Raw genomic sequence first — 16,893 nt, 5'->3', positions numbered from 1 at the left:
TTATTAAAAGTAACTATAAGTCAGAGCGAAAGATTAGTAGGATAGAGTGGTAACACAAGTCAGGCAGATCAGGAAGATCAGAAAACCAAGCAGTCAAATATATGTAATTTCGACACCAGCGAACCGAGCGCGAGCGATACACAGTTATGGCAAGCTCGACTAAGACCGTTGCGAAACTATAAGTATTTGGCTATATATACAACCAAGGAGTCTTTAATGTTATACGCCAATCCCAATACCGAAAGCAGCCCCGTACAATTCCGCAAAAAATACGACAACTTTATCAATGGTGAATGGACCGCACCAATTGATGGCGAGTATTTTGACAATACCAGTCCTATCAATGGCCAAACTATTTGTCAAGTTGCCCGCTCTAAAGCCGCCGACATTGAAAAAGCCTTAGACGCCGCCCATGCTGCCAAGGATGCTTGGGGTAAAACCAGTGTCACTGAACGCTCAAATTTGTTACTCAAGCTCGCCGATAGCATCGAAGCCAACCTTGAACATATCGCTATCGCCGAATGCTATGAAAATGGTAAACCCGTCCGCGAAACCCTGGCTGCTGATATTCCATTAGCGATCGATCATCTCCGTTATTTTGCCGGTGTCATTCGCGCCCAAGAAGGTGGCATCAGCCAAATTGATGACGATACCGTTGCTTATCATTTCCATGAGCCCCTTGGCGTGGTGGGTCAAATTATTCCATGGAACTTCCCAATTTTAATGGCCATATGGAAGATTGCTCCGGCACTTGCTGCGGGTAACTGTGTCATTCTCAAACCTGCCGAACAAACACCTGCCTCTATTATGTATTTACTTGACGTCATTGGTATCGCTGATATTTTACCCAAAGGCGTACTCAACGTGGTTAATGGTTTCGGTGTCGAAGCCGGTAAACCTCTCGCCTCAAGCCCGCGTATCAATAAGGTGTCCTTCACTGGGGAGACCACAACGGGTCGCCTGATTATGCAATATGCTAGTGAAAACATCATTCCAGTTACCTTGGAGCTGGGTGGCAAAAGTCCCAACGTATTCTTCGCCGATATTATGGATGAGGACGATGACTTCCTAGATAAAGCAGTTGAAGGTCTCGTACTGTTTGCCTTTAACCAAGGTGAGGTTTGTACTTCTCCCTCACGTGCTCTAGTACACGAAAGTATCTATGATGAATTTATCAAGCGCTGCGTTGCACGGGTAGAGGCCATTAAACTGGGCAATCCGCTAGATACGGACACGATGGTAGGCGCTCAAGCGAGCTCTGATCAGCTAGAAAAAATCCTCTCTTATCTCGATATTGGTAAGAAAGAAGGGGCTAAAGTTCTGGTGGGCGGCGAACGCGCTCATCACGATGGCGATATGGCAGACGGTTATTATGTGCAGCCGACTATCTTTGAAGGCACTAACGACATGCGGGTGTTCCAAGAAGAGATCTTTGGTCCTGTGCTGGCTGTGACGACCTTTAAAGATGATGAAGAAGCCATGACCATCGCCAACGACACCCTATATGGGCTTGGTGCTGGCGTATGGACGCGTAACGGTAATCGTGCTTATCGCTTCGGTCGTGGTATCAAAGCGGGTCGCGTCTGGACCAACTGCTATCACCATTATCCTGCTCATGCAGCCTTTGGTGGTTACAAGCAATCAGGTATGGGCCGTGAGAATCATTTGATGATGCTCGCTCACTATCAACAAACTAAAAATATGCTGGTTTCTTATAGTAATAAAGCGATGGGGTTTTTCTAAGTCATTCACTCACAACATTTTATATATCGAATCATAATCGTAAAACCATAGCATAAATATTTTTTGACCCTTTAAATCAAATTAATATAACTAGGAAACATTATCATGAGTAATAAAATGAAAGCGGCTGTCTTACATGAGTTTGGACAACCTTTACAGATTGAACAAGTTGACATACCGACACCAGGTGCTGGCGAGATTGTCGTCAAGATGCAAGCGTCTGGCGTTTGCCACACAGACTTGCACGCCATTGAAGGGGATTGGCCTGTTAAGCCCAGTCCACCGTTCATTCCTGGGCACGAAGGTGTCGGCCTAATAACCGCAGTTGGCGACGGCGTCACCCATGTCAAAGAAGGCGACCGTGTTGGGGTTGCTTGGCTGTACTCTGCCTGTGGTCACTGTACCCATTGTTTAGGCGGTTGGGAGACTTTATGCGAGAGTCAACAAAACTCTGGCTATTCAGTTAATGGCAGTTTTGCAGAATACGTGCTAGCCAATGCCAACTATGTCGGTATTATCCCTGATAGTGTTGACTCTATTGAGATTGCACCGGTTCTATGTGCAGGTGTCACTGTATATAAAGGTCTTAAAATGACCGACACCAAGCCAGGCGATTGGGTCGTTATTTCAGGTATCGGCGGATTGGGTCATATGGGCGTACAGTACGCGATTGCCATGGGTCTTAACGTGGCCGCTGTCGATATTGATGATGACAAGCTTGAATTTGCCAAAAAGCTAGGCGCCACTGTCACTGTTAATGCTAAAAATACCGATCCTGGTGAGTATCTAAAAAAAGAGATTGGTGGTGCTCATGGCGTGCTAGTGACCGCTGTGTCCTCTAAAGCGTTTGATCAAGCACTAAGCATGGTAAGACGTGGTGGTACCGTGGTCTTTAATGGTCTACCAACAGGTGATTTCCCAGTATCGATTTTCGATACCGTTCTGAACGGTATCACCATTCGTGGCTCAATCGTCGGTACACGTCTTGACTTGCAAGAGTCATTAAATATGGCAGCAGCAGGAAAAGTAAAAGCGACCGTCGCTGCTGAACCGTTAGAGAATATCAATGATATCTTTGAGCGTATGCGTGCTGGAAAAATCGAAGGGCGTATTGTCATCGATTACACTATGTAGCTGTATCATAGCTCGATGTGGCTATAGAGTTTAATATAGTTGCATCGTTTAATATAGTTACATTGTTTAATATAGTTACATTGTTTAATATAGCTACATTGTTTAATAGTTAATACGCTTGGTCATAAATAATGGGTTGTATTATCTCCAGTCACATACTACTAGTCATGTGACCGGATGTGATACGACCTTTTATGTTTTTACACGGAGCGCTTATCTCTAATAAAATGCACGTTTTAATGATAAGGAGTACGATATGAAACTCGAAGCTACAGAATCCTGTAAGGAGCTAATCGAATTACTGAAATCTAAACATGGCGAGCTGATGTTTCATTTATCAGGCGGCTGCTGTGATGGCAGCTCTCCGATGTGTTATCCATTAGGTGAGTTTAAGGTGGGTGGTCAAGATGTGCTGATCGGTGAACTTGCTGGCTGTCCATTTTATATGGGTAAGCCGCAATATAACTTATGGCAACATACAGACTTAACCATCGATGTAGTCAACGGTCGCGGTGCGAGCTTTTCGCTAGAAATACCAGAAGGCAAACGCTTTATGGTGCGTTCAGAAGTGTGTGCGGTTGAAAGTGATACTGAATCTGCTAAATAATTAAACTATTATATAGCAACTTGTTATTAGCTGATATTCACCACTCCACGACACTTTGGAAACTGTGCAGCCAGTAGCAAATGCTTTATCAATTATTAACTAGCTATTTCCCAATTTTGGTAATGCTAATTATTTTCACAACATATAACTTTAATAATACACGACAATCAAATAGGTGTAGTACGCTATCGACTCGTTACTCGCTGTAAAAAGCTGGCCAAATTTTCATATAATTTCGTGAAGATTGCCCTTTGGATTATAAGAATGAATGCACCTAATACTTCTTTACTTAAAATAACCCTGACTGCCTGTTTGTTAATATCAGTACCGGTAATGGGTTTAGCCTCCACCAACACCCCGCAAAAGTGGAAGATGGATGTACCAAAAACCAACGTAGACTTTAAAGTGGCCTATTTAGGAAATGGCACTATTGACGGTCAGTTTAATAAAGTTAACGGTTCAATCAATTATGATATGAAGAATCCAACGGCTACTACGATAAATTTTACCGTGCATACCCATAGTGTCGATGCAGGGGGCAATCTACGGAATGCTTTGTTGCGCCGAAAAGAGCTACTTAACATTGCGCAATATCCTACTATGACCTTTGTATCAAAAAAAGTTAATATGATTAATGCTAAAGAAGCGAACGTAACGGGTGATTTTACCGTTTTGGGTCAAACCAAACCTTTAACCGTTAGAGTGACGCTAGCAAATATGAAAAATGATCCCGTGACTCAAAAACCTATTTTAAAGTTTCGGGCAACGGGCATGATTGATAGGTTTACTTATGGGGTAACGGCTTTTCCAAGCATCGTCGGCAATATGATACCCCTTGATATAACGGGTAGCCTCGTGGCTGCTAACTAAGAGTGACAAGCATAAAAAAAAGAGTTGCTAGAATATTCTAGCAACTCTTTTTTAATTCAAACTATTAGAACCTCTTAAACCAAACTATTCACCGCATCAACGACCGCTTCAGTGGTAATACCAAACTCTTTATACAAGTCTGTCGCAGGGGCTGACTCGCCATAAGTGGTCATACCTATTACCTTGCCATCTAAGCCAGCGAACTTGTACCAGTAGTCCACATGTGCCGCTTCTACTGCGACACGTGCGCGGATATTAGCTGGCAATACCGCTTCACGATAGCTGGCATCTTGCTCGCTGAATATTTCAGCACATGGCATAGAGATTACACGAACGCTAACGCCATTTTCACTTAAGGTCTTATACGCTTGCATGGCAAGACCGACTTCTGAGCCAGTAGCAATAATGATAGCTTGTAATCCTTTATCACCAGCCCCCTGCTCTTTTGCTAATACATAGCCGCCTTTAGTGATGTTTGCCACCTGTTCGCTATCACGCTGCTGATGCGGCAAGCTCTGGCGACTAAAGATCAATGCTGATGGATTATTTTCTGATTTGATGGCTTCAACCCAAGCGCTAGCAGATTCTGTCGCATCACACGGACGCCATGTACGTAGATTAGGCGTGGTACGTAGGCTAGTCAATTGCTCAACTGGCTGATGGGTAGGACCATCTTCACCAAGACCAATCGAGTCATGAGTGTAGACATGGATAATACGCTGCTTCATCAATGCGCCCATACGGACGGCGTTACGTGCGTATTCCATAAACATCAGGAAGGTTGCTACGTAAGGGATAAAGCCACCATGTAGCGCGATACCATTAGCAATTGCGGTCATACCAAATTCGCGCACACCATAATAGATATAGTTGCCTGCGGCATCATCTTGAATACCTATGGCGTCTTTAAATAGCGTTAAGTTCGAGCCAGCTAAATCCGCTGAACCGCCCATGAGTTCTGGCAATAATGGCTGTAAGGTATTAATCGCGTTTTGACTGGCTTTACGACTGGCAACATCACCGCCTTGCTCTTGAGTTTGCTGAATGTAGTCTTGCGCTTGCTTATCAAAGTCAGCTGGTAGATCACCATCTAGACGGCGTAATAGCTCAGCTGCTAACTCTGGATAAGCTTTTTTATAAGCTGCAAAATCCGCATCCCAGTTCTTCTGCAGTACATCGCCTTTTGGCTTGCCGTCCCATGCTTGATAGATTTCGTCGTCTAGATCAAAGGGCGCATGTTTCCATGATAGGGCATCACGGGTTAAAGCGATTTCGTCATCACCCAATGGCGCACCATGGCTAGACGCTAAGCCTTGTTTATTCGGGCTACCCGCGCCAATAGTGGTTTTACAAATAATGAGGCTAGGTTTGATGCTCTCTTTGATCGCTGCTGCTGTCGCTGCGGTAATGGCATCGGTATCATGACCATCAATTTTTATAACGTGCCAGCCGTAAGCTTCAAAACGTGCTTGCGTGTCATCAGTGAACCAGCCGTCAACATTACCATCGATAGAGATGCCATTGTCGTCGTAGAAAAGTACCAATTTACCAAGACTTAAGGTGCCAGCAAGTGAGCAAACTTCGTGACTGATGCCTTCCATCAAACAACCATCACCTAAGAAGGCATAAGTATGATGATCAACGATATTATGACCATCACGATTGAACTGTGCGGCTAGCGTTTTTTCTGCGATAGCAAAACCAACAGCGTTGGCAATACCTTGGCCTAATGGACCGGTAGTGGTTTCAATACCTGGGGTATAACCCAGCTCAGGATGGCCCGGAGTCTTTGAATGCAGTTGACGGAAGCCTTTTAGGTCATCAACACTAACGTCATAACCTGATAAATGTAGCAATGAATAAATAAGCATCGAACCATGGCCGTTCGATAACACAAAGCGGTCGCGGTTATACCAGTTAGGATCGGCAGGATTATGCTTTAAAAATTTGCGCCACAAAACTTCAGCAATATCGGCCATGCCCATCGGCGCGCCAGGGTGACCAGAATTGGCTTTTTGAACCGCATCAAACGACAGTACGCGGATGGCATTGGCTAATTTACGTTCGCTAATTGGAGCAGGCATAGAGTGTCCTAATATTCGAATGAGAGGTATTGAAGATAAGAGGAGAGTTTACTCAAGGGTAAGCAAATAAGGACGCTAAATGCGCCCTTAAATAATAGGCTGTAAAATTAAAGCGCAATCTTAACATATTTGGCACCAGCCACACCAAAAATTGGCATGATAAGACCATGTATATTTAACAATAACTCATATCAGTTTTATTAAATGAGTATCAATAATAAGCGTGAAATTATCAGGCTATAGTGCCTAATTTTCGGCTACTCATTAAACAGAAATAGTTTCTGCGCCGCCCATAAATGGACGCAACACTTCTGGAATGGTGATACTACCATCCGCGTTTTGATAGTTTTCCATGACCGCGAGCAAGGTGCGTCCGACTGCCAATCCCGAACCATTTAAGGTATGAGCCAGACTGGTTTGCTTACCATCTTTAACACGAGTGCCCATACGCCGTGCTTGAAAATCGCCACAGTTTGAGCAGCTAGAGATTTCGCGGTAAGTGTCTTGGCTGGGCAACCATACTTCAATATCGTAAGTTTTTTGCGCACTAAAGCCCATATCACCGCCACATAGCTGCACAACACGATAAGGTAGATTGAGCTGTTGTAAGATATCTTCTGCTTGGCCAGTCATTGCCTCAAGCAATGCATCAGATTGCTCAGCAGTAGCGATATTAACCATTTCAACTTTTTCAAACTGATGCTGGCGAATCAGACCACGGGTATCGCGACCATGCGAGCCCGCTTCGCTACGAAAACAGGGCGTATGGGCGGTGAATTTTAAAGGTAACTCACTGATGTCCAAGCGCTCGCCGCGTACCAGATTAGTCATCGGCACTTCAGCAGTAGGGATCAGATAAAAATCCATTCCCTCATTATGCGTGTGATTGGTTAGCTTAAACAAATCATCTTCAAACTTCGGCAGTTGTCCGGTACCTTTTAAGCTGTCTGAACTGACGATGTAAGGCACATAAGTTTCGGTATAACCATACTTCATGGTATGAGTATTAAGCATAAATTGAATCAGTGCCCGATGCATTTGCGCCAACTGACCGGTTAGCACGTTAAAACGGCTACCCGTAATCTTGGTGGCCGCTTCAAAGTCCAGCATACCCAAAGTCTCACCAATATGGGTATGGTCTTGAATCTCAAAATCAAACGCGCGAGGCGTGCCCCATTGGCGCATTTCCACATTATCGTCTTCTGAGGTACCAATTGGTGTATCTGCTGCGGGGATATTTGGTATTTGTAATGCCGCTTGAGTGATACGTTCTTGTAAGCGGCGCAACGCGTCTTCAGCCGCCTTAATGTCACCACTCACACTCTGCATCTCGGCTAACAAGTCGCTAGCATCTTCACCTGACTTTTTGAGCGCGCCCACTTGCTTGGCCCCTGCGTTACGACGCGACTGCAACTCTTCAGTCTGCATTTGTAACGATTTACGTTCGTTTTCGATGGTTTGCCAAAAGTCCATATCCAACTCATAGCCACGGGTGGCCAATTGCTGTTTTAAATCGTGTAAGTCGCCGCGTAAGAGTTTGGGATCGATCATAATATCTGCCTGTAGCGCTGAGAGTTAATAAAAAGTTGATAAAGAAAAACAATAGAGTCATTAAATAATGAAGAAAGAATTAATCTTATATGCTTGTTAAGCTATTATATCTAATGTGCAGGTCATAATGGCGCATGCTAGCTGCTATGATACCAAGACCTAGCAAATTTAACTACATTTTCACGCGTTTTAGTCATCGCTTGCCAGGTACTTTGCTGCTTTAATGTCAGCGTAATTTTATGCTAACCTTACTATGTTTGACGTTACTCATCCGATGTAATCTATAGCATATAGACCGATTAGTACTGTCGCCTGTAAATCTAACAGTGAGTTGATCGGCTTATATGTTTCTTTTAGAGACACTTTTCGGTAAGATAAGCGCATAGCTTCAATCCACTTCCAGCCAAGTACGGCGTAATCGATCACGCCTAGCGCTTTTAAACCAACGCCTTTAATATAAGTATTTGAGAAACCTTTATGGCCCTGTACCCCTACACCCTACAACCTGTCGCCTTAAACCTGACCGAGGCTGAATTTTATCAAGCGCAATATGAGCTATTTGCTAGTGCCAGCCCTTCTTTTGGTCTAAAGAGTCTCAAGACTAAAGAATGGATCATTATGGCAGTGGTTGTGATACTAGCGCTTGCAGGACTAGTCTTTGTGACCGGTTACTCAACGATTATTTTTTGGCTAATGCTAGTCGCTGTGGCGATTTATCTACTGGTTCGCACTCTAGGCTTTAAATGGTATGTCAAAAGAGAGTTTGAAAAGCAAGTTGCTGAACAAGAAATGCCCGATGAAATGCGCCAAATGAAGCTAGGTATACAGAAGCATGGATTGGTTATGGTGATGCCAACCATTCAACCCGATTTAGCAAAAAACTCACAAGCGCGCGGCATGCAGATGCGTGCTGGTAGCACTCAGCAAGCCATTGTTCCATGGACCGCAATCAAAAGCTGGGATGAAACTGACGACTTTATCTTTATGATGTTCGAAATGAAAGGCCAGCAAGGTAGCCAAATCGTACCCAAACGTCTACAAGCCCAAAAGTTCCCTATTGCGACCGTACGCCAGCATTTAGAAGAGGTAGTACCAGTACGAGGCTTACAAACCGAACAATTACAGCCACCCGCATAATTATGATGAGAACGCCTAAAAGATATATTGGTTTTACAAAACATAACTGCGTTTTTGATTTAATTAACTTAACTTATCGCTGATAGCTTGCTATGATAGTAAACATCAGAGGTAAGGCCACTCACCCACTACTTTTATATTCACCCTTTTTATATTCAAACCTTTTATAATTAGATTCTTATAACCAAAAATTTTATACTTACACCATAAGGATAACACTATGAGTAACTCTACTAACAATACCACTAATAATGATAGCACCAATCAAATCGGTTTAGAAAAAGCTGAAGTAAGTCAAGTTATTGCCAAATTGAATGGCTTATTGTCTAGCTACCATGTGTTTTATATCAACGTGCGTGGGTATCATTGGAACGTCAAAGGCGAACACTTCTTCTCGCTACATCCTAAATTTGAAGAGCTGTATACCGCATTGCAAATGCAAATTGATGAGATTGCTGAGCGTATCTTGACTCTAGGTGGCACGCCATTCCATGCTTACAGCGATTTTGCCCAACATGCTGGCATTCAAGAAGATAAGAATGTGAAAGATGGCAATACTTGCGTCAAAGGCGTGGTAACTGGTCTACAAGAGCTTATTGAAGAGCAACGTCAAGTATCTGCCCTAGCAGCAGAAGCTGAAGACCAAGGATCAGCGGATCTGGTTGATGCTTATGTACAAGAGCAAGAGAAACTGGTTTGGATGTATAACGCCTTTTTAGGCTAATAGCTGTATAACCATCATTATTTATTAATAGACTCTCAAATAAAGAAAAGCACCTCATTTAGGTGCTTTTTTATTGCTTAAATATCGCTAAGATTAAAACAGTTCAACTTAGAACGACAACAACTTAGTTGCTGCTGTTTATTTTTGAGCCCATTGGCGCATCTTTTCACGCTCAGCTGGGGTAGCATTGAGCCATAACTGCATGAATTGGTCTAGGGTGTTGGTAGATGTACTAACACTGGTCGTTTGCTTGACAGTAGCCACTGCCCCCGTATTAATGGCAGCTTGATTGACGCCGCCTTGAGTGGTCGTGGTGGCAGGCTGACCTAATGCAGCAATGGCACGCTGATTTTGTAGTTCAGCATTACCGTTGCCACCGAACACCCCGCCCAAGGCTTTACCCAGTCCAGAGAATAGTCCGCCGTCATTGCCACCAATACTTTGTTGCTGTGCAATAATGGTATTATTCTGTTGTACCGCTAGTGTTGGTAGTTTGGCATACTCCTTAGCAGCCTCATATCTTTCTGGCTGATTGGGCATGGTCAAACGGTAAGTTTGGTTATCGGTCAAATCTGCCGCGACACTGATATTCCCTGAACGCAAATAATCATGCTCATCACGGGGCAAATTATATAAACGATCATATTTAGCGGTGATCACGTGCTGGCCAGGCTGCAAAGTGAATTCTTTAGTCGCTGACTGAAAAATACTTTGCTTGAGTTCTTGTCCATTGATGGCGGTGACTTTGATATTATCATCAACCAACAAGGTAACTGCGGCGTGGGACAGCATAGATACTGAGCCAGCACCAAGTAACAATGCACTGATGGACAGTTTTTTTAGCGAAGAAGCAGTATATTTCATAAGTTATCCTATCAATGGTAAAATTTTTCGAATAGAAAAAGTAAATATTATTTAGTTTAAAATGTTTTTAGTTTAGAGCGTCTTATAATGTATAAAGTTCTAAAAATCTAATGGTATCGTATGTTGTTCTTGACTGGCTGTGTCATTATCTACCTGGGTCTCTTGTGCAATATCAGCAAGTTCGGCAGCTAAAGTCTGCTCGTCAATCGTACGTAGCGCATCACTGATAACTGCTTTGGAAATATTACTACGCCCAAGGTTAGAGAACATCGGCTGAATATAGTTCAAAACTTCCATCATCGCACCGATACGATGCGGGCCTTCATGCAGCAAGTGATGAATAATACGCTCATCAAACTGCCAACCTCGGCGACGCAAAATAGATTGCAATAATGCTTGGCGATCGGCCAAATCACGACCGTTGGGTACTTTAAAAGTAGGTGCTTGCGCCAACCTAGTGAGTAAATCTGTCAAGTGAAAAGGCAGTTCACTGGCCGGCTTGTTGGCCGCGAATAATAACTGACGTTGCCCTTCACGACTACGGTTGATCAGGTGAAATAAAGCTTCCTGCCATTCGCTGCTATGCTCAAGTACCTCTAAATCGTCAATAGCAATGACATCAAAGTTCTCAAGCGAAGACAGTACATTGACATCCGTATGTACCAACTCATCAAGCGATAAACAAATCGCTGACTTGTCCATTTCGATAAATGATTCACAAATAGCGGATAACAAATGAGACTTACCAGTCGCTGGGCTACCAAAAAGGTACAGCTGACCGATCAGGCCGACATGTAATTGCCGCACTGCATCAATAATCGACATCCAACCTGGACCTGCAAAGTCGCTGAGACTCGCATCATGTTTGATGTCTAGATTGAGACTTAGCTGCGCTTCTGCCATGAATCATCAACTCGGTTCGGGTATGGTAATATTTGCATGTGGTAATAACAGTAGTGTCATGAATATGAAGCCAAACACTAGCTTGTATTTTTTAAAGCGTCTTCGAAAATGCCTGACATAGAGTTATAATATTTTTCTATGGGTAGAATTATTCTGTAGTTCTGGCACGCAGTGCTTGCTACCTACAACGTATCACTGCATTACTCATTCAAAACTGACCCAATAATGGCTAGTATCACAAACTCCGCGTCTATATATACCATATTTGCAAAATGACTGACAAGTCTTTTACGTCTCAACGCTTATTAGTCGCTATTTTACCGATAAGTTTTGAAATGATTAGCAACTAGGGTAATTAGCATTAAAATGCTGATTTAAGCTAAAAAATACCCTACCTACTGTTATAAACGAGTTATTTTTTTTCAAATAAATTTAGCTGCTTGTGGCCCTTGTAAGAATCAGTGGTCTGATAATGAGCGTATAGATGACGGAATAGTACATTGAGGACCGCAGATACGGGTAGCGCAATCAGCATCCCGACAAAGCCTAATAAACTGGCGCCTGCCAATACTGAAAAGATCACCCATAGGGGTGACAGACCAATCTTATCACCTAATAGTAATGGCTGCAGCACATAGCCTTCAGCCGCTTGCCCGATTAAAAATGCGCCGACAATTAAAGATAAATAAAACCAGTCCAAACCAAACTGAAATAAACTAGCGATAACAGCAGCAATAAATCCAAGACCAAAACCCAAATACGGTACAAAGCTGGCGATACCGGCCCCCATGCCAATAATCAATCCAAGCTCCAGTCCAATGAGCTGTAGCTGAACGGCATAAATGATGCCCAGTAGCACCATAACCAGTAGCTGCCCTTTCACAAACCCCATCAATGCGCGATCACATTCTTGCGCGATATCAATGACTTTTTTGCTGTAAGCCGCAGGAATGGCCATCTTCCAGCTATTCAAACGTTTGTCCCAGTTGAATAAAAAGTAAAAGGTCAAGATCGGTACCAACACAATCAATCCGGCGCTATTGATAAAACTCATACTAGAGGCAATAACTTGACTCATTAAAGTGCTGGCATCTTCAAATCTATAGTGGCTCTGCATATACTCTAATAGAGTCTCAGAAAAGCCTTTAGTCTCTAGTGGGGGCAAACGAATGGGGCTGTTATTATCAAACCACTCACGCAGTACTTGATTGTACCAAGTCAATATCTTTGGCAAATACTCCCAAGCCGCTTGCAACTGGTGCCACAGAGTCGGCACCAGCCACCATAACAGCAACGCCACACTCAAGGTGATGGTAGAATAAACAATAATAATAGCTATCCAACGCTTGACGTATTTCGACAAGCGTTTTACCAATGGATTAAACAAATAAGCCAGTACAAAAGCAAATACAAACGGTACAATGACCGGCATCATCAAGTATAGCAAGACCAGCCCCACCACAATGGCAACGACGATAAATAAGCGCCGAAAAAAGGGATCTATTGATTGATTAATCATTAATGGCAATCCTACAGTTAAACTGATGTCAATGACTTAGAGATGTCGAGGGCCGTTCTATTGCTACGGCATCACTCTCGCGTTATATTGAGTATACAAATTCCAATTGCTTTATTATCGCAGAGTAAACAAAAAAAGCAGTCTCTTTTTGTTTCTTAACTTTTTATTTGGCTCATATGTTCAATGTTAGCGGAATATTGGTAAGTTGCTTTGCGAGTGTAGGCTGTTTTTGGGTATAATGCGCGCATTAAAGTCAAAATCCAAATGACTGACCTCCATTACCGATCATAACTACTGATTCTAATCCCAATCACCTATCCAATTGTGAGATGACCATGAGCGACAAGCCTTCTTTAAGCTACAAAGATGCCGGCGTTGATATTGATGCTGGCGATGCGCTGGTTCAGCGTATTAAGTCAGTGGCAAAAGCCACTACTCGTCCTGAAGTTGTGGGTGGGCTTGGCGGCTTTGGCGCGCTGTGCCGCATTCCGACTGGTTACACATCACCCTTATTAGTTTCTGGAACTGACGGTGTAGGTACCAAACTTAGGTTGGCATTACAACTTAACCGTCATGACACTATCGGGATTGATTTGGTAGCAATGTGCGTCAATGATCTGTTGGTTTGCGGCGCTGAGCCTTTGTTCTTTTTAGATTATTATGCGACTGGTAAACTTGATATTGATACTGCTGCTACCGTAGTCACTGGTATTGGCGAAGGCTGCAAGCTTTCTAACTGTGCGCTTATCGGCGGTGAGACGGCTGAGATGCCAGGAATGTACCATGATGACGATTACGATTTAGCCGGATTTTGTGTGGGTGTGGTTGAAGAAGCAGAAGTTATCACGGGTGAAAATGTCGCAGAAGGTGATGTATTGATTGCCTTAGCTTCCAGTGGCGCGCATTCAAACGGTTATTCACTCGTGCGTAAAGTCATTGAAGTCAGCGGTATTGATGTGACTAATAGCACTGAGCAACTAGATGGTCAGTCTATTCAAGACGCACTAATGGCCCCTACTCGTATTTATGTTAAAGCCATTAAAGCCTTGCAAGATAGCCTTGGCAATCAGAATCTTCATGCTATGTCACATATTACCGGTGGCGGCTTAACAGATAATTTACCCCGTGTCCTACCTGATAGTTTAGCAGCCAGCATCGACACCAACAGCTGGCAGTTTTCAGAGCTGTTCACTTGGCTCCAAACGCAAGGTAATATTAGCCAAAGCGAAATGTATCGCACCTTTAACTGCGGTGTGGGCTTCGTGATTGTGGTTCCTAAAGACCAAGCTGAAACCGCTATTAAAACCTTAAATGACGCCGGTGAACACGCTTGGCAAATCGGTGAAATGATCAGCCGTGCAGCGGATGCAGTGGTGTACCGTTAATGTCTGTTGATGACTTAAAGCAACCAAGCCAGCAGCAGCGGACAGGCCCGTTACGCATTGCAGTATTAGTGTCCGGCAATGGTAGTAATTTACAAGTATTAATAGATGCGATACAAGCGGGTGCGCTACCGATTGAGGTTGTCGGTGTCATCAGCAATCGTGATGATGCTTATGCTATCACGCGCGCCCAACAAGCCCATATTCCTGTTGCCGTGTTGTCACATACTGACAGTGGCAAACGCATGGGGATTAAAACCTTTGAGACCCATGCTAGCGCGCAACTTGTGGCATGGCAACCTGACTTAATTATACTTGCCGGCTTTATGCGCGTGTTGAGTGCAGCATTTATTAATAACAGCACAGCGACGATGATCAATCTACATCCGGCCCTGCTACCTGCTTATAAGGGGCTTAATACCCATCAGCGTGTCATACAGGCCGGCGAACGTTATCATGGCTGTAGTATCCATGTAGTCACCGCTGAGCTTGATGCTGGGCAAGTACTAACCCAAGCCTTGCTGAATGTTAATCCCAAAGATACGGCTGACCGCTTACAGACACAGGTGCAATCGATGGAACATCAGCTATTGCCGTGGACTGTCTTATTATTAGCGAAAGGTATTCTACCTCTTAATACCAATAAAATATCAGCCGAGGCGAAATCTTATTTGCCAACTTTACCTTTAAGACTTTTTTTAGAGAGTTAAATTTTTAGTCAGATAATTGAAACTTATTGTTCAAGCTAAATACAATCGCTATAAGCTACAGCCATAAAAAACCCCCACTGTCGAACAGTGGAGGTTTTTTATGGCTTATAAGTTATATTTTATAAATAAGGGTAGCTTAGCAAGCTATAAATAAATATCAAGGCTAAGCAGATTTTTTACCCACTACATGTACCGCTTTAATGTTAACAAACTCTTTTATACCGAAACCACCATGTTCACGGCCATAACCCGAATTCTTCACTCCGCCAAATGGCAGTCCTGGGTTCACTAGGTCATAACCATTGATATAAACCATACCGGTATCGAAGTACTGTTGGGCTAGGCTAATCGCTTTGTCTTCATCTTTAGAAAAGATAGCACCGCCTAAGCCATAACGGCTATCGTTAGCGATACGTAACGCATCGTCTTGGTCTTTGGCACGGATTAACGAGGCCACTGGGCCAAACAATTCATCTTTGTAAGCAGGCTGATCCGGCGTAATATTTTCTAAAATAGTGGGGGGATAAAAAGCCCCGGGCATATCGGGCACCTCACCGCCTAGAGTAATGGTTGCGCCTTTACTGACACTCTCTTGAACTTGCTGGTGCAAGTTATCGCGTTGCTTGGCACTCGATAGCGGCCCGATATCAGTTGAATCGTCCATTGGGTCGCCGACCTTATAGCTATTGAATTTCTCAATAACCAACTTACGGAACTCATCATAGACACTATCCACCACCACAAAACGTTTGGCAGCAATACAGGTTTCACCATTATTATATAAGCGAGCATGCGCGCAAGTTGCGGCAGCTAAATCTAAGTCTGCATCGTCTAACACAATGAAGGCATCATTAGAGCCAAGCTCCATGACTGTTTTTTTAAGGACTTTAGCCGCCTGCTGGGCAACTACTCTACCCGCTACATCACTGCCTGTCAGCGTAACGCCCCTTACTTTATCGTGTTCAATCACTTTTTCAGACTGATCATGGCTGATGAGAAGGGTACGGAATAAAGCATCTGGTAAATCAGACTCATGGAGTATTTTTTCAATCAACAAGCCAGAGCCAGTCACGTTTGAAGCGTGCTTTAAGAGAATACTGTTACCGGCCATTAAGTTGGCAATGGTATAACGGAACACTTGATAGGCTGGAAAGTTCCAGGGTTGGATACCATAAATGATACCGATAGGCTCATAGCTGATAAGCCCTTTTTTTAGGCCTTCAGTTTCTCGTTCATCTTCAGCTAATGCCGCTGCCCCTTGCTCAGCGGTAAAAACACAAATCGCTTTACATAGATCAACCTCTCCTAAGCTGGCCTCATAAGTTTTGCCGCGCTCTTCGGTCATTAGTTTGGCGAGCTCTTCTTTGTGCTTCAGCAAGGTGTCACCGATAGAGGTGATAACTTTTGCACGCTGTTCGTGGCTAACCTGACGCCATTCTAAAAAGGCCTGATGAGAAGCGTCGATGATCTTATTGACTTCATCGCTGCTCATATAATCGTAATCTTTAATATCTTTACCCGTAGTTGGGTTTACAGTCGTAATATCTGTCATGGTTATTGTCCTTTTTGGTATTGCGTGTTTGGTTTTATTAAAATTTATATTTGTCTAGTAATTTTTTTAGTTATGCGTTTTGTTGGTATTTTAGTTTTTAGTTTTTAGTTTTT

General features: G+C 43.4%; 14 protein-coding genes. 8 read left to right on the top strand and 6 right to left on the bottom strand.

Annotated elements, in window-relative coordinates; genetic code table 11:
* Positions 1-216: 216 nt before the first annotated feature.
* The 4 genes from exaC (at position 217) to H4W00_RS06015 (ending at position 4,354) form a co-directional block, all read left to right on the top strand.
* Positions 217-1,743, top strand: a complete 1,527-nt coding sequence (gene exaC, locus H4W00_RS06030) for an acetaldehyde dehydrogenase ExaC (protein WP_209956690.1) — start codon at positions 217-219, stop codon at positions 1,741-1,743.
* 105 nt (positions 1,744-1,848) lie between these two features.
* The gene (gene adhP, locus H4W00_RS06025; RefSeq protein ID WP_209956689.1) at positions 1,849-2,877 is read left to right on the top strand and encodes an alcohol dehydrogenase AdhP; all 1,029 of its coding nucleotides are present in this window, start codon (positions 1,849-1,851) and stop codon (positions 2,875-2,877) included.
* A gap of 256 nt (positions 2,878-3,133) precedes the next feature.
* Positions 3,134-3,484: a DUF779 domain-containing protein gene (locus H4W00_RS06020; protein WP_209956688.1), complete on the top strand. Its 351-nt coding sequence runs from the start codon at positions 3,134-3,136 to the stop codon at positions 3,482-3,484.
* Positions 3,485-3,748: 264 nt separating this feature from the next.
* Positions 3,749-4,354: a YceI family protein gene (locus H4W00_RS06015; protein WP_209956687.1), complete on the top strand. Its 606-nt coding sequence runs from the start codon at positions 3,749-3,751 to the stop codon at positions 4,352-4,354.
* 74 nt (positions 4,355-4,428) lie between these two features.
* Here the strand turns inward: H4W00_RS06015 and tkt are convergent, their stop codons facing one another.
* Together tkt and serS are read right to left on the bottom strand one after the other, a co-directional pair.
* On the bottom strand, positions 4,429-6,438 hold the full coding sequence (tkt, locus tag H4W00_RS06010) for a transketolase (RefSeq protein WP_209956686.1): 2,010 nt from the start codon (positions 6,436-6,438) through the stop codon (positions 4,429-4,431).
* Between the two features lie 264 nt (positions 6,439-6,702).
* Entirely contained in the window at positions 6,703-7,989 is a 1,287-nt protein-coding gene (serS, locus tag H4W00_RS06005) for a serine--tRNA ligase (RefSeq protein ID WP_209956685.1), read from the bottom strand.
* 477 nt (positions 7,990-8,466) lie between these two features.
* On the opposite strand from serS, the gene H4W00_RS06000 reads away from it, so the two are divergent.
* Both H4W00_RS06000 and H4W00_RS05995 read left to right on the top strand, forming a co-directional pair.
* Complete coding sequence (locus H4W00_RS06000; protein WP_209956684.1) at positions 8,467-9,126, top strand: YcxB family protein; 660 nt, start codon at positions 8,467-8,469, stop codon at positions 9,124-9,126.
* Between the two features lie 220 nt (positions 9,127-9,346).
* Positions 9,347-9,850, top strand: a complete 504-nt coding sequence (locus H4W00_RS05995; RefSeq protein WP_209956683.1) for a Dps family protein — start codon at positions 9,347-9,349, stop codon at positions 9,848-9,850.
* Between the two features lie 138 nt (positions 9,851-9,988).
* Here the strand turns inward: H4W00_RS05995 and H4W00_RS05990 are convergent, their stop codons facing one another.
* The 3 genes from H4W00_RS05990 to H4W00_RS05980 all read right to left on the bottom strand — a co-directional run bounded on the left by H4W00_RS05990 (position 9,989) and on the right by H4W00_RS05980 (position 13,136).
* A complete protein-coding gene (locus tag H4W00_RS05990) occupies positions 9,989-10,714 on the bottom strand; it encodes a DUF2057 family protein (protein WP_209956682.1) in 726 nt (241 codons plus the stop codon).
* A gap of 99 nt (positions 10,715-10,813) precedes the next feature.
* On the bottom strand, positions 10,814-11,617 hold the full coding sequence (gene hda / locus H4W00_RS05985; protein WP_209956681.1) for a DnaA regulatory inactivator Hda: 804 nt from the start codon (positions 11,615-11,617) through the stop codon (positions 10,814-10,816).
* A gap of 412 nt (positions 11,618-12,029) precedes the next feature.
* Positions 12,030-13,136: an AI-2E family transporter gene (locus H4W00_RS05980; protein ID WP_209956680.1), complete on the bottom strand. Its 1,107-nt coding sequence runs from the start codon at positions 13,134-13,136 to the stop codon at positions 12,030-12,032.
* Between the two features lie 335 nt (positions 13,137-13,471).
* On the opposite strand from H4W00_RS05980, the gene purM reads away from it, so the two are divergent.
* The gene (purM, locus tag H4W00_RS05975) at positions 13,472-14,521 is read left to right on the top strand and encodes a phosphoribosylformylglycinamidine cyclo-ligase (RefSeq protein ID WP_209956679.1); all 1,050 of its coding nucleotides are present in this window, start codon (positions 13,472-13,474) and stop codon (positions 14,519-14,521) included.
* Entirely contained in the window at positions 14,521-15,228 is a 708-nt protein-coding gene (gene purN, locus H4W00_RS05970) for a phosphoribosylglycinamide formyltransferase (RefSeq protein ID WP_209956678.1), read from the top strand. The genes purM and purN overlap by 1 nt, the downstream gene beginning before the upstream one ends.
* Positions 15,229-15,391: 163 nt before the next feature.
* Here purN and H4W00_RS05965 read toward each other — a convergent pair whose 3' ends face one another.
* Positions 15,392-16,780, bottom strand: a complete 1,389-nt coding sequence (locus H4W00_RS05965; RefSeq protein ID WP_209956677.1) for an NAD-dependent succinate-semialdehyde dehydrogenase — start codon at positions 16,778-16,780, stop codon at positions 15,392-15,394.
* Between the last annotated feature and the right edge of the window lie 113 nt (positions 16,781-16,893).

The sequence above is a fragment of the Psychrobacter sp. PL19 genome (assembly GCF_017875835.1).
GTDB lineage: Bacteria > Pseudomonadota > Gammaproteobacteria > Pseudomonadales > Moraxellaceae > Psychrobacter.
The sequence above is the reverse complement of the archived record's forward strand: the minus strand, read 5'-3'. Positions and strand labels throughout refer to the sequence as shown.